Origin of the sequence: Streptomyces sp. NBC_01237 (assembly GCF_035917275.1) — a bacterium.
Classification (GTDB): Bacteria; Actinomycetota; Actinomycetes; order Streptomycetales; family Streptomycetaceae; genus Streptomyces.
Genome location: NZ_CP108508.1, coordinates 2,437,219 through 2,451,446, shown reverse-complemented (window position 1 = coordinate 2,451,446; position 14,228 = coordinate 2,437,219). Strand labels below are relative to the sequence as shown.

Annotated in this window: 12 protein-coding genes; 7 read left to right on the top strand and 5 right to left on the bottom strand. The window is 73.2% G+C overall.

Going from position 1 to position 14,228, the window contains the following annotated elements:
- Positions 1–90 precede the first annotated feature (90 nt).
- The 3 genes from OG251_RS10880 (at position 91) to OG251_RS10870 (ending at position 4,120) form a co-directional block, all read left to right on the top strand.
- Positions 91–1,494 (top strand): HtaA domain-containing protein, encoded by a 1,404-nt coding sequence (locus tag OG251_RS10880; protein ID WP_326676968.1) that lies wholly within the window; start codon positions 91–93, stop codon positions 1,492–1,494.
- Between the two features lie 274 nt (positions 1,495–1,768).
- A complete protein-coding gene (locus OG251_RS10875) occupies positions 1,769–3,343 on the top strand; it encodes an HtaA domain-containing protein (RefSeq protein ID WP_326676967.1) in 1,575 nt (524 codons plus the stop codon).
- 105 nt (positions 3,344–3,448) lie between these two features.
- Positions 3,449–4,120, top strand: coding sequence for a PhzF family phenazine biosynthesis protein (locus OG251_RS10870; RefSeq protein ID WP_326676966.1), 672 nt, complete (start codon positions 3,449–3,451; stop codon positions 4,118–4,120).
- A gap of 67 nt (positions 4,121–4,187) precedes the next feature.
- Here the strand turns inward: OG251_RS10870 and OG251_RS10865 are convergent, their stop codons facing one another.
- Both OG251_RS10865 and map read right to left on the bottom strand, forming a co-directional pair.
- Positions 4,188–4,853 (bottom strand): biliverdin-producing heme oxygenase, encoded by a 666-nt coding sequence (locus tag OG251_RS10865; RefSeq protein WP_326676965.1) that lies wholly within the window; start codon positions 4,851–4,853, stop codon positions 4,188–4,190.
- 188 nt (positions 4,854–5,041) lie between these two features.
- Positions 5,042–5,899, bottom strand: coding sequence for a type I methionyl aminopeptidase (map, locus tag OG251_RS10860; protein WP_326676964.1), 858 nt, complete (start codon positions 5,897–5,899; stop codon positions 5,042–5,044).
- Between the two features lie 58 nt (positions 5,900–5,957).
- On the opposite strand from map, the gene OG251_RS10855 reads away from it, so the two are divergent.
- Positions 5,958–6,191: a hypothetical protein gene (locus tag OG251_RS10855; protein ID WP_326676963.1), complete on the top strand. Its 234-nt coding sequence runs from the start codon at positions 5,958–5,960 to the stop codon at positions 6,189–6,191.
- A 48-nt stretch (positions 6,192–6,239) separates the two neighbouring features.
- Here OG251_RS10855 and OG251_RS10850 read toward each other — a convergent pair whose 3' ends face one another.
- Entirely contained in the window at positions 6,240–7,496 is a 1,257-nt protein-coding gene (locus tag OG251_RS10850) for an MFS transporter (protein ID WP_365533877.1), read from the bottom strand.
- A 286-nt stretch (positions 7,497–7,782) separates the two neighbouring features.
- Entirely contained in the window at positions 7,783–8,385 is a 603-nt protein-coding gene (locus OG251_RS10845; protein ID WP_326676962.1) for a hypothetical protein, read from the bottom strand.
- 140 nt (positions 8,386–8,525) lie between these two features.
- Between OG251_RS10845 and npdG the strand changes: the two genes are divergently transcribed.
- Positions 8,526–9,236, top strand: a complete 711-nt coding sequence (npdG, locus tag OG251_RS10840; protein WP_073724997.1) for an NADPH-dependent F420 reductase — start codon at positions 8,526–8,528, stop codon at positions 9,234–9,236.
- 83 nt (positions 9,237–9,319) lie between these two features.
- Positions 9,320–9,499 (top strand): hypothetical protein, encoded by a 180-nt coding sequence (locus OG251_RS10835; protein WP_073724999.1) that lies wholly within the window; start codon positions 9,320–9,322, stop codon positions 9,497–9,499.
- A gap of 19 nt (positions 9,500–9,518) precedes the next feature.
- On the opposite strand, the gene OG251_RS10830 is transcribed toward OG251_RS10835, so the two are convergent.
- Positions 9,519–10,328, bottom strand: a complete 810-nt coding sequence (locus tag OG251_RS10830; protein ID WP_326676961.1) for a site-2 protease family protein — start codon at positions 10,326–10,328, stop codon at positions 9,519–9,521.
- Positions 10,329–10,709: 381 nt separating this feature from the next.
- Between OG251_RS10830 and OG251_RS10825 the strand changes: the two genes are divergently transcribed.
- The gene (locus OG251_RS10825) at positions 10,710–14,132 is read left to right on the top strand and encodes an AfsR/SARP family transcriptional regulator (protein WP_326681215.1); all 3,423 of its coding nucleotides are present in this window, start codon (positions 10,710–10,712) and stop codon (positions 14,130–14,132) included.
- Positions 14,133–14,228: the final 96 nt, after the last annotated feature.

The following is a 14,228-nucleotide window of genomic DNA, read 5'->3' as shown; positions in this document are numbered from 1 at the left end:
TGTGAACTATGCGGTGGAAAGGGTTCCGGCATCGGCCGAACATAGCTTAGGTTAGCCTTACCTCACTCGCTAGACCTCGGAGGGGTCCTCATGCTGTCGTCCCGATCTGCCCGCGCGCTCGCCGTCGCGCTTCTCGCGGTACTGCTGGGGGCTCTGCTCCCGGTCTCCGCCGCGCAAGCGGCGAGCCGCACGGTGCAGGGCGGCCGACTGGACTGGGGCATCAAGTCCTCCTTCCAGAGCTATGTCACCGGGCCCATCGCGGGCGGCAGTTGGAGCCTGACCGGCGGTGCCGCCACGGTCGGCGGGAGTCAGTTCCGCTTCCACTCCGCCACCGGTTCCTACGACCCGTCGAGCGGTGCCCTCAGCTCCGGTTTCTCGGGCGGGGTGCACTTCACCGGCCACAAGAAGGCCGACGGCGGCAACGAGCTCGACCTCACCATCAGCCGGCCCACCGTCAGGATCAGCGGGGGCGGCGGCACGGTCTACGCCGACATGGTCAGCAAGGAGCGGGGGAGCGGACGGGTCACCTCCGCCGCCCAGGTCCCGCTCGCCACGCTCGGGCTCTCCGGGATCGACATGAAGGGCGGCTCCACCCCCATCGCCCTCAACAACGTCCCGGCGACGCTGACTTCGCAGGGTGCCAAGGCGTTCGCCGGTTACTACACGGCCGGTACGCCCCTCGACCCGATCAGTCTCTCCGTCGACACGACCGGTCCCGCCGCGAAGCAGGACGACCCGAAGTCCTCCACGTCGCCGTCCCCGAAGAAGCCGGCCGGCAAGAAGGAGAAGGCGGGCCGCTTCGAGGACGCCGCCGTCGACTGGGGCGTACGCCGTACCTTCCGCGAGTACGTCACCGGGGACATCGGCCAGGGGAAGTGGTCCCTGGCCGACGGTGCCCGGGACGGCGGGGCGTTGTTCCGCTTCCCGGCGGGCAAGGGCACGTACGACGCGAAGAAGCAGACCCTGGACGCCGGGTTCACGGGCAGCGTCCGCTTCACCGGCGCCCATGAACTCGACCTGAAGCTGGCCGGGATCGCCGTCGAGGTGGCCTCGGGCAAGGGCACGCTCTCGGCGGATGTCACGAGCGCGGGCACCACCCGCGAGGACGTCCCCCTGATCACCTTCACCGCCGAGGACTTCGCGCCGAAGAACGGACTGGCCGCCCTCACCGAGGCGCCCGCGACCCTCACCGCGGACGGTGCCAAGGCGTTCGGCGGCATGTACAAGGCGGGTACCGCGATGGACCCGGTGTCGCTCGCCGTCGCCGTCGACGACAAGGCGCAGCTGCCCGCCCTGCCCGACCTGGGCAGCGGGGCGGAGCCCTCCGCCGGGCCCGCGAAGAAGGCCGCGGCCTCCACCGCGCCGGTGGCAGCCGCATCGGACCCGGGCACGGGCACCGGAACGTATCTCGCCATCGGCGGCGGTGTGGTGCTCGTCGCGGCGGCCGGTGTGCTGTACGCGGTCGGCCGCCGTCGGTCCCGCCGGACCGCCTAGCCCCGTATCTCCCCCGGCCCCCGCCCCTCCTCCTCGGCCCCGCGGCTTTCAGTCCCGCCGCCCCCCCTCGGCCCGCCCAGCCCCCTCGGCCCGCCCAGCCCCCATAGCTCTCACCGTCCCGTAGCTCCGAAGTCCGTAGCTCCGTAGGGCCTCCATGGCCTCTTGGGCCCACGGGCCACCCCCGTCCCCCCTTTTCCTCCCCTCTCTCCCCTTTCTTCCTCCCCTCTCCCCGTTCTCTCCCGCACCCCCTTCCTGACCAAGGAGACCCACCGCCATGGCAGCCACCCGCCGCCCCATAGCCCTCGCCGCCGCCGTCGCCACGGCAGCCGCCCTGGGCGCGACCTTCGCCCTCCCCGCGCTCGCCGCCGACAGCCCCGCGGCCAAGGACGGGGCCGCCGCAGCCGCGGCCCCGACCATGGAACTGAAGGACGGCACGCTGGACTGGGGCTTCAAGGAGTCCTTCCGCAAGTACCTCGCCTCCCCGTTCTCGGGCGGCAAAATCACGGTCACGGGCGGCGCCAAGCAGGCCGCGGGCAATGGTGTGTTCACCTTTGTCAACGGCAAGGGCACCTACGACATGACCACCCACGGCACGGACACGGCCTTCGAGGGCGGGGTCAACTTCTACGCGCACAAGGGCGTCCTGGACATCACGCTCTCGGACGTGAAGCTCTCCACGGCCGGCAAGGGCGGCGCGATCACCGCCGATGTGAAGACCCCCGAGGGCACCGAGAACGACGTCGCGGTCGCCGCCCTGGACCTGTCGGCCGTACGGCCGGGGCAGGGCGCGGGCGGGGCGATGGTCTTCAAGGACATCCCGGCCACCCTGACGAAGGCGGGCTCCGAGGCGTTCAACGGCCAGTACAAGGAGGGCGACGCCCTCGACCCGGCGACGCTCACGGTGAAGGCGGTCACCGCGCCGCCGACCGAGAAGCCCACCGAGAAGCCCACGGAGAAGCCGACCGAGAAGCCGACCGACAAGCCCACGGAGAAGCCGACCGAGAAGCCCACCACGTCCCCGACCGGGAAGCCGACGGCGAATCCGTCCCCCTCGGCCACCCGGCCGGCCGCCGACCCGGGCGCGGTCCTCGACGGAACCCTGAACTGGGGCGTCAAGAAGTCCTTCCGTACGTACGTGACCGGCCCGATCGCGCACGGCAAGGTCGAGACGAGCGGCGGCGCCACCGCCTCCGGCGACGGTTACCGCTTCGGCGGCGCCACCGGACGCTTCGACGCCGGCAAGAAGACGCTCAACGCCGAGTTCGACGGCAAGGTCCGCTTCCTGGGCCACAAGGAGGGCGACGCCTACACGCTCGACCTCTCGCTCGCCAACCTGGAGATCCGGGCGAACGGGACCTCCGGCAAGCTGATCGCCGATGTCTCGACCAAGGACCGGGAGACCAAGAAGGTCACCCGGTACACCGATCTGTCCGTCGCCGACCTGAAGCTGCCCGCCGGTGCCCTCACCGCCAAGGACGGCGTCGTGAACCTCTCGGGCGTCCCGGCGACCCTCACCGCCGACGGCACCAAGGCATTCGGCGGCATGTACTCCAAGGGCGAGCAGCTCGACGCCCTGACCGTCGCGGTCGCCCTCGACAAGAACGCCCAGCTGCCGGGCGGCTCGGGCGCCGCCGGTGGCACGGGCTCCTCCACCGCCGGTGGTTCCACCACCGGCGGCACGGTCGGTGGCGGCGGCACGGTGGGCGGCGGCGGCACGGTGGGCGGCGCCGGAGCGCTGGCCTCCACCGGCTCCGACCTCCCGGCCGGCGCCCTGTTCGCCGCCGCGGGCGTCGTCGTGGCGGCCGGTGCCGGAGTCGTGGTCGCGTCGCGCCGCCGCCGTACCGTCTGATCCGTCACGCACACGTCCGAGCCCTGTCGGGGGCCGTACCGGCAGCACGTCGCCGGTACGGCCCCCGCGGCGTCGCGGGGGCCCGCACGGTGCTTGAATGCGCACGTGAGCGACATCGACGTACCCGCGGGCATCGACGTACTACGGGTGTTCTGCGGCCCGGACGGCCGGCACGGCAACGCCCTCGGCGTCGTACGGGACGGGAGCGGTCATCCCGACGAGGCGTCCCGGCAGGAACTGGCCCGGCGGCTCGGCTTCAGCGAGACCGTGTTCGTCGACGATCCGGAGCGCGGGCGCGTCGACATCTACACGCCGGGGCTGCGGCTGCCGTTCGCCGGGCACCCGCTGGTCGGCGCCGCCTGGCTGCTGGACCTGGAGGTCCTGGAGCCGGCGGTGGGGGAGGTGTTCGCCCGGCAGGACGGTGAGTTCACCTGGATCACCGCCCGCCCGGAATGGGCGCCGCCGCGCATCCTGGAGCGGTACGGATCCGCCGCCGAGGTCGAGGCGCTGACCGGACCGCCGCCGGGCGAGGGCCTGCTCTACGTATGGGCCTGGGAGGACGAGGCGGCGGGCCGGGTCCGGGCGAGGGCGTTCCCGCGCCGCGGCGACGGGATCGTGGAGGACGAGGCGACCGGGGCGGCGGCCCTGCTGCTCAGCGCGCGGCTCGGCCGGGCGCTGAACATCAGACAAGGACGCGGCTCCCAGATCCTCACAGCACCCGCGCCGGACGGCACGGTGGAGATCGGGGGCCGCGTCCTGCTGGCCGTCCGCGGCTGAGCCACGGGTCCCGCGCCGCGTTCCGGGCGCCGTTTCTCCCGGCGCCGGGTTCTCGGAGCGCCGGGTGCTACGCGCTGAGCGGGAAGACCTCGCCCAGCTCCTGGAACACCGCGGTGTTCAGCGCGAAGGCGCGCTTGCACTCGTCGATGATGCGCTGCTTCTCCAGGTCGTCCGCGTTCACCGCGTCCAGCAGCTCCCGGTAACCCCGCTTGAACGCCGCCGGGTTGGAGATCTCCTCGAAGACGTAGAACCGCACGCCGTCGCCCTTGCGCGCGAAGCCCCAGGTCTTCTCCGCCGTGTCACGGATGATCTGGCCGCCCGAGAGGTCGCCCAGGTACCGGGTGTAGTGGTGTGCGATGTAGCCCGCGGGCCAGGTGCGGGCGCACTCGGCGACCCGGTCGGCGTAGGCGGCGGTGGCCGGCAGCGGCTCCAGGCCCTCGCGCCAGCCGGGCCCCGCCAGATGTGCAAGATCCCGCTCCAGCTCCGCACCGCGCATCAGCTCGGTCTGTATGAACGGGCCGGCGACCGGTTCGGTGCGGAGCGCCTCCGCGCCCTCCTCCAGTGCGCGGTACACGAACCACAGCTGCTCGGTGTAGCGCGTGTACGCGTCCACCCCGAGCCGTCCGCCGAGCATGTCGCTCATGAAGGTCGAGGTCTCCGCCTCGACGTGCTGCTCGTGCGACGCGGTGCGGATGAGCGTCGAGAAGGGGGTGGCGGTGGCGGTTGCGTCCAAGGCGGGCCTCCGGGGACCGAGGGGACGGGAAGTCCGGTGAGAGACGGAAATACCGGCGGTCGCCGCCGCAACGGGTGCGGGCAGCGCCTGCCGATACGCCGATCTTCCTACTTAGGCTTACCTAAGTCAACTGGTTCCCGACTGCCTGTCGGTAAAAACCGTACCCCCGGAACGAACCGGACATGACGTTACGGAAGGGTGAGAATCTCCGCCCCGGTCTCCGTCACGACCAGCGTGTGCTCGAACTGCGCGGTCCGCTTGCGGTCCTTGGTCACCACGGTCCAGCCGTCGTCCCACATGTCGTAGTCGTGGGATCCCAGCGTCAGCATCGGCTCGATCGTGAACGTCATGCCGGGCTGCATGACCGTGGTCGCGTGCGGGCTGTCGTAGTGCGGCACGATCAGACCGGAGTGGAACGAGGAATTGATCCCGTGCCCGGTGAAGTCCCGCACCACCCCGTACCCGAACCGCTTCGCGTACGACTCGATGACCCGCCCGATCACATTGATCTGGCGCCCCGGGCGGACCGCCTTGATCGCACGGTTCAGCGACTCCCGGGTGCGCTCCACGAGCAGCCGGGACTCCTCGTCGACGTCACCGCAGAGATAGGTGGCGTTGTTGTCGCCGTGCACTCCGTTGATGTACGCGGTGACGTCCAGGTTCACGATGTCGCCGTCGCGCAGCACCGTGGAGTCCGGGATGCCGTGACAGATGACCTCGTTGAGCGAGGAGCAGAGCGACTTCGGGAAGCCGCGGTAACCGAGCGTCGACGGGTACGCGCCGTGGTCGACCATGAACTCATGGGCGACGCGGTCGAGTTCGTCCGTGGTCACGCCGGGGGCGATATGCTTGGCGGCCTCCTCCATCGCCTGCGCGGCGATGCGTCCCGCGATCCGCATCCGCTCCACGGTGTCGGCGTCCTGGATCTCCGGGCCGGTGTACGGCGCGGGAGCCGGCTTGCCCACGTATTCGGGGCGCCGGATGTTTCCGGGTACGGAACGGACGGGAGTGAGCTCCCCTGGTACAAGCAGCGACTGGCCAGACATGCCAGCGAGTCTAACCAGCGTCCTTGGGGCAGCATGGCATCGAGGAAAGGAGCCGCTGATGGCCCTGTTCAAGAAGCGCACCGTCGGCAAACCGGGCGAGTGGTACTACTGCCTGGTGCACAAGAAGGTCGAGGAAGGCCCCGAATGCCCGGCGAAGGACCGGTTCGGCCCGTACACCTCCCGTGAGGAGGCGCAGCGCGCGATGGACACGGCGCAGGAGCGGAACCTGGAGTGGGAGACCGACCCCAAGTGGCACGACCGCACGGACGGCCCCTCGAACCCGCCGAACTGATCCGCTCCGGCCCCGGGAAAGCCCCCGGGGCGGGCGGCCCGCCCCGGGTCACGACGCCACGCCCGCCGCCCGCCTCCGAATCGCGTCCTCGTCCGTCTCGGAGTCGTACTTGATCAGCTTCGGCAGCGCCGCCGCCAGCAGCGCGACCGAGGCGACGCAGGCCACCCCGCCCGTCCAGATGGCCGAGCGCGTCCCGGTCCAGCCGGCCATCGCCCCGGCCCTGACCTGGCCGAGCTGCGGGCCGACGCTGTACGAGAGCACCTCGATGCCCGCGAGCCGTCCGCGCAGCTCCTCCGGGACGGTCTGGTTCCAGATCGTGGCGCGGCCCAGTCCGCTGAGCATGTCGCCCGCGCCCGCCACCCCCAGGCAGACCAGCACCAGCCAGATGTTGCTGAACCAGCCCGCCGCCGCGATGGCGAGCCCCCACGCCGCGGCACCGAACACCACGAACAGCCCGTGCCTGCGCACCCGTGAGGTCCAGCCGCTGGTCAGCCCCAGTACCAGCGAGCCGACCGACCCCGCCGCGTACATCAGGCCCAGCGACCACTCCGCGTCCAGCTCGTCCGCCAGGAACGGGAAGATCGTGTTGGGGAAGGCGAAGAGCATCGCCGCGAGGTCGATCGCGTACGTCCCCAGCAGCACCGGCCGGCTCCAGGCGTACCGCGCCCCCTCCGCGATCCCGCGCAGCGACGGCTTTCGCGCGTCGTGGGCGGGCGGCGCGGGTGCCAGGCGCAGACAGAGCACGACGGAGACGGTGAACGTGACGACCGTGACGACGTACGCCGTGGCGTGCCCGGCGTAGGCCACCACCAGGCCCGCCAGCGCGGGACCGGCGATGGCGCCGACCTGCCAGCGCAGCGAGTTCAGCGCGGCGGCGGCGGTCTGCTGGTGGTGCGGCACGATCCGGGCCATCAGGGAGTCCAGCGCGGGCCGCTGGAGCCCGGCCAGCGCGGAGACCCCGCCGGCCACCACGTACAGCGGCCAGAGCAGCGGGTCCGGCAGCAGGGCGTTCACCAGGAGGATGCCGGCGAGCACCCCGAGCCCCGCCTCGGTGAGCAGGATGACCTTGCGCCGGTCCACGGCGTCGGCGAGCGCTCCGCCGTACAGGCCGAAGACGACCAGGGGGACGAGTTCCACCGCGCCCATCGCCCCGACCGCCAGCGGCGACCCGGTCATCTCCTTGATCTGGAGCGGCAGCGCGATCAGGGCCATGAAGCTGCCGAAGAACGTGATCAGACCCTGGACCCACAGCAGCCGGAAGTCGGCCGACGAACGCCAGGGCGAGAGGTCGGGCAGCAGCGCCAGGAGCCTGGCCCGGAGCGAGGAGGCGGTGGCGGCGGAGGTCTTCGAAGCGTCCGGGGCGTGCGGGCCGCCGGGGGCATCCACGGCGGCGGGGGCACCCGAAGGGGCCGGGGCGTCCGAAGCGTCCGAAGCGTCCGAGGAGTCCGAGGAGTCCGAGGAGTCCGAGGAGTCCGGGGCCTTCGGGGCGGGAGGATCATGCGGGTCGGCCGGGGCGTCCGCGTCGGCCGGGGGAGTAGCGGGAGTCACAGAGGGTCATGCTCGGCCCTTTGGATGCTCTGCGCAAACCGGTTTACCAGCGGGGCGGTGGCGGCTGCGTCAGCTGGTCGGCCAGCCGGGAGAGCCGGTCCCGGAAGGTCCGGCGGCCGTGCGGCGCGGGCCGGCCGTTCTCCCCGGCGGCCGCGCTCACCAGGTGCTGCACCGTGTCGAGGTCGACATCGTCACCGCCCCGGACCACGAGCGCCTCATGGGCCAGGCCCCCCACCTCCGGGTCCCCGCCGTCCAGGGTGAGCACCGTCGCCCCCGCCCGCCGCGCGTCGTGGACCCGCTCCAGCAGCCCGCCGTCCGGCCGCCGCGGCGCCACCATCAGCAGGGTCTCGCCCCGCCCGGCCGCCTCGATCCGGCCGAGGCCGACCGCCAGATGCGCGGGATCGCCCGGCTCCACCCGGTGGCGTACGAGCGTGGGCCGCAGCTCCGGCAGCCCCGACCAGGCGGACTCGTCGACCAGATGCGCCGCCAGATGCCACGGCTCGTACGCCTCGGTCCCCACCAGCAGCAGTCCGCCGCCCTGCGGTACGACGGACGAGCGCAGCGCCCCCGCGAACCGCCGGGTCGCCCCGGGCCACTCGGTCCCGGCGAGTACGTCACGGAGCAGGGCGACACGTACGGCATCCATGGCCCGGCATCATGCCCCAAGTCCGGCCGAACCGAAGCCGGTTGGCGCCGCCTCACCCGAACGGGGCCGGGGCGGCGCGGGGGGTCCGTCCGTCCGCCGCCGAGGGGTTCCCCGTACTACCTGGCAGTAGGGTCGCCCTCATGACTACCCATGACAGCGGCAGTGCCCCCAAGCCCCCCGCCAAGGACCCCTGGGACCTGCCCGACGTATCCGCACTCACGGTCGGTGTGCTCGGCGGGACCGGTCCGCAGGGCCGCGGCCTCGCCTACCGCCTCGCCCGCGCCGGGCAGCGGGTGACCATCGGCTCGCGCGACGCCGGACGGGCCGCCGCGGCCGCCGCCGAGCTGGGATTCGGCGTCGAGGGCGCGGACAACGCCGACTGCGCGCGGCGCAGCGACATCGTGATCGTCGCGGTTCCGTGGGACGGCCACGCCAAGACGCTGGAATCGCTGCGCGAGGAGCTCACGGGCAAGCTCGTGATCGACTGCGTCAATCCGCTCGGCTTCGACAAGAAGGGCGCCTACGCCCTGAAGCCGGAGGAGGGCAGTGCCGCCGAGCAGGCCGCGGCCCTGCTGCCGGACTCCCGGGTCACGGCCGCCTTCCACCACCTCTCCGCCGTCCTGCTCCAGGACGAGGCGATCGAGGAGATCGACACCGATGTGCTGGTGCTGGGCGAGGCACGTGCCGACACCGACATCGTGCAGGCGCTCGCGGGCCGCATCCCCGGAATGCGCGGCATCTTCGCGGGCCGGCTGCGCAACGCCCACCAGGTCGAGTCGCTGGTGGCCAACCTGATCTCGGTCAACCGCCGCTACAAGGCGCACGCGGGACTGCGCGCCACCGACGTCTGAGCCGGACCGCGCCGAGGGCGGAACGGGGCATGAGGGACACTGGACGGGACCGCGCACCATCCCGGACACAGGAGCCACTCCCCATGCCCCGCCTCGCCATCTACGCCCTCGTCGTCTGCGTCCTCGCCGTCGTCGCAGCCGTGGTCTCCTTCGCCCAGGGCAACCTGCTCGGCATCCTCTGGGTACTGGTGGCCGGGCTCTCGTCGAACATGACGTGGTTCTACGTGCGCAAGCACCGGATGCGGGCGGCGGACGCCGCCTGAGAGCCGGGGCCGGCGGCCCCTATCCCGCGACCGCGCAGCGCGGGTCCTGCTCGTTCCAGAACTCCTGCCAGAAGCGGTACGTGTCGAGCCCGCAGCGCGTCGAGACCTCGCTGACGCCCAGGCTCCGCAGCAGCGCGTCGATCGCGTCGAAGAACGCGATGTTCACCTCGGGGATCCACAGGATGCCGAACACGGCGATCAGCCCGAACGGTGCGATCGGCTCGACCTGGCGGCGGATCCGGTACGAGAGCCAGGGCTCGATCACGCCGTAGCCGTCCAGCCCCGGAATCGGGACCGAGTTCAGGATCGCCGCGGTGAGCTGGAGCATCGCGAGGAACGCCAGCGCGTACTGGAAGGCGGGCGGAACACCGTCCAGGGCGTCCAGCCAGAACGGCGCCGTGCAGACGACGGCGAACAGCAGGTTCGTCAGGGGGCCCGCCGCGGAGATCAGGCTGTGCTTCCAGCGGCCGCTGATACGGCCCCGCTCGATGTAGACCGCACCACCGGGCAGCCCGATCCCGCCCATGATCACGAAGAGCACCGGCAGCACGATGCTCAGCAGGGCATGGGTGTACGTGAGCGGGTTCAGGGTCAGATACCCCTTGTCCGCGACCGAGAGGTCCCCGCTGTGCAGCGCGGTGCGGGCGTGCGCGTACTCGTGCAGACAGAGCGAGACGATCCAGGCCCCGGTGACGAAGAGGAAGACCGCGAAACCGGTCTGCTCGGCGAAGTCCGTCCACACCGCCCAGCCCGAGACCGCGGTGACGGCGACGATCCCGAGGAAGACCGGGCTGATCCTCCGGTCGCTGCGCTTGGCTGCGGTGGTCATCGGCACACAACTCCTGGTGACGGGGCGAGGGCCTTCGACAGTACGGGGCTGCGGGGAGCAGGGGCGGTACGACGGGAACGTCGTGAGCCGGGGCGGTAGTTCCACGCACGGGGACGGGCGGTGGGAGCCGGGTGAGCGGGCGCGGTGCGGCGCTTTGCGGTGCGGTGCCGTGCCGTGCGGGGATACCGGGCGCTTTGCGGGGGCACGGGGCCGCGGTGCCGGACGCCGGACCGGCCGGGTTCAGGGCCCTGCCCCGGACCGGACGCGGCGCGGATGCCGGACCCGGCCGGGGGACCGGGCGTGGACCCGCTCCGGGGCGCCCGGCGACGCGCGGTGCCGGGCGGCGTGCTCTTCGAGGGGCCCGTCGCGGACAATGGGCCCGTGCGCTACTGCATCCTCGGCACCACCCGGGCACTCCGCGACGACGGCACGGCCGTCGCCCTCGGCGGGGCGCGGCTGCGCGCCCTGCTCACCGTTCTCGCGCTGCGTCCCGGCCGTCCGGTGCCGGCCGGGGTGCTCGTCGACGAGGTGTGGGACGGCGACCCGCCCGTCGACGCGGCAGGCGCCCTCCAGGCGCTCGTGGGCCGGCTGCGGCGCGCGCTCGGCCGGGCTGCCGTCGCGTCGGCGGACGGCGGATACCGGCTCACCGCCGAGCCCGACGCCGTGGACCTGCACCGATTCGAGCGGCTCGCGGGGGAGGGGACCCGGGCCCTGGAGCGGGGGGACGCCGCCGGGGCCGCCGCGCTGCTGGACGAGGCCCTCGCCCTGTGGCGCGGACCGGCCCTCGCCGATCTGCCGGACCGGGCCGCCGCCGCGTCCCGCTGGGAGGCCCGCAGGCTCGATGCCCGGCGGACCGCGTTCGCCGCGGCCCTCGCCCTGGGCCGGGCGGACGAGGCCCTGCCCGAACTGGCCGCGCTCTGCGACGCCCACCCGCTCGACGAACCGCTCCAGGCCCTGCGGATCAGGGCCCTGCGCGACGCGGGCCGCACGGCGCAGGCGCTGGCGGCGTACGAGGAGACGCGGTCCATACTCGCGGACCGGCTCGGCACCGACCCGGGGCCCGCACTGCGCGCCCTGCACGACGAACTGCTGCACCAGACAGCGCCGGCCGCACCACCTGCACACCCGGCCGCATCACCGGCCCACCCGGAGATCCCGGCCCACCCGGCTCCACGGAAGCACTCCGTACCCCCCTCCCCGCCCACGCCGCCCCCGGCCGGGAATCTGCGGGCCAGGCTCACCAGCTTCGTCGGCCGGGAGACGGACATCGCCGCCCTGCGCGAGGACCTCACCCGCAGCCGGCTGATCACGCTGCTCGGCCCCGGCGGCGCGGGCAAGACCCGGCTCTCCCAGGAGGCGGCGGAGACGGTCGCCGCCGCGTGGCCGGACGGGGTCTGGATGGCGGAACTGGCCCCCGTCGACGACCCGGACGCCGTGCCCGAGGCCGTACTGACCGCGCTCGGTGCCCGCGAGACCGTGCTGCGCGGCGCCGGTGCGGAGGAGTTGCGGGCCGCCGAGCGCGGTGCCGGGGACCCGCTCGTACGCCTCACCGAGCACTGTTCCCGGCGGCGCATGCTGCTGCTCCTCGACAACTGCGAACACGTCATCGAGGCCGCCGCCGCCCTCACCGACCACCTCCTCTCCCACTGCCCGGGGCTCACCGTCCTGGCGACCAGCCGCGAACCCCTCGGCGTACCGGGCGAGTTCGTCCGCCCCGTCGACCCGCTGCCGGACCCGATGGCGCTGCGGCTGCTCGCCGACCGGGGGAACGCCGCCAGCCCCGGCTTCCGGACCGACGCGGACGAGGAGACCGCGGCGGCCGCCGCGGAGATCTGCCACCGGCTCGACGGGCTGCCCCTCGCCATCGAACTGGCCGCGGCCCGGCTGCGGATGCTCAGCCCGCGCCAGATCGCCGACCGGCTGGACGACCGCTTCCGGCTGCTGACCAACGGGAGCCGTACCGTGCTGCCGCGCCAGCAGACCCTGCGCGCCGTCGTCGACTGGTCGTGGGACCTGCTGGACCGTGCCGAGCGTGCCGTGCTGCGCCGGCTGTCGGTGTTCGCGGGCGGCTGTGCGCTCGCCGCGGCCGAGGAGGTCTGCGCGCTGCCCGCCGGACCCGGAGCCGGAGCGGACCTCGCGGGGGAGGCCGGGGCCTTCGACCTGGTCGACTCGCGGGACGTCGCCGCGCTCCTGGGCTCCCTCGTCGACAAGTCCCTCGTCGTCGCCGCTCCCGGTGGCGACGGTGAGATGCGCTACCGGCTCCTGGAGACCGTCGGCGAGTACGCCTCCGAGCGCCTCGACGAGGCGGCCGAGCGCACCGCTGTCGAGGGACGCCACCTGGTGCACTTCCGGGAGCTCGCCCGGACCACCGCACCGGAACTCCGCGGTGGCGGACAGCGGGCCGCCATCGAACGCCTGCAGCGCGAGTACGAGAACCTGCGCGTCGCGCTGCGCCGTGCGGTGGCCGCCCGGGACGAGCACGAGGCGCTCTGCCTCGTGCTCTCGCTGGCCTGGTACTGGCTGATGCGCGATCTGCGCACCGAGGCCCGCCACTGGGCCGACGCGGTCGCCGCCCTGGGCCCCGACCCGTTCGCCCCGCCGGGCACCCCGGCCCCCTCGCTCCGGCAGCAGGCCATCGACGCGCCGCCGCCGATGGAGCCCGAGCTGCTCCAGGAGGCGCGGCGGGGGGTCGCCCTCGTCCAACTGGCCACCATGGACCACGCGATGGACCTGTGGATGACGGGGGACAACCAGGAGCGGCTGCGGGTGATCACGCAGACCTACCGGCCGGGCCAGCCGCAGACCTGCCGTACCCCGGGCTACCTCTGGATGTACGCCGTCATGCTGATCGGCGAGGCCGATCAGCTGCACGAGGTGCTGGACGAGACCGTCCGGGCCTGCCGGGAGTTCGGCTTCGCCTGGGAGCTGGCCGCCGCGCTCCAGAACCGCGCCAACTTTCTGGCCAACCACGCCGAATCGGCCGGCCGGGCGCGGGCGGACGCCGAGGAGAGCCTGGAGATCTTCGTCCGGCTCGGCGACGCGTGGGGCGCCGCCGAGGCGCTCTCCTCCCGGGGCGAGGCCCATGAGCGGGCCGGGCACTTCGCCGCCGCCGCCGAGGACTTCCTGGCCGCTGTCGGCTACGCGGAACAACTGGGCGCCCAGGCCCAGGTCGGGCTGTTGCGGGCCCGGTACGCGGGCATCCTCACCGAGACCGGCCGGGGCGAGGAGGCGGAGGCCATCCTGCGCGAAGTGATCGACGGGGGACGGCATCCGGGGAGCGACGCGACCCCGGCCGCCCGGATGCATCTGGGCCTGTGGCTGGGGCAGAGCGGCCGTATCGACGAGGCCAGGCAGCAGCTGGCCCGGCTGGACGACGAGTTCGATTCGGAGACGGTGGCGATCTTCGGCGGGTTCGTGCTCGGGGTGCTGGCCTGGCTGGACAACCTCGAAGGCGACCACGTCACGGCGTTGCGGCGGGCCCTGACGGCTCTGGAGCGGGCACAGGACCGGCTGTCGCTGATGGTGGCGCCGCAGATGGCCTCCGTCCATCTGATCGCGGTGGCCTGGGCGCTCGGCGGGATCGGTGGCGAGCGGGGCGGCAGGGACGCGGCGCGGGTGCTCGGCCTGCAGGCGGCGAGGCGGCCCGAGGGGCATGTGCCGACGATGACGGAGCGGCGGAATCTGGCCCGCGCCGAGGAGATCGCCCGCGCCGAGCTCGGTGACGCCGCCTATGCGCGGGCGTACGCCGAGGGCGGCGGCCTCACGCTGGACGAGGTCACCGCCCTGGCGGGCATGCACCTGTAGCGGCTGCCCGGTGGCGCGGCTGCCCGGTTACGCGGCGCCCCAGGTGCGCGGCGCCACCGGGTGCGTCCCGCCCGGTGGCGCGGATGACGGAGCGGG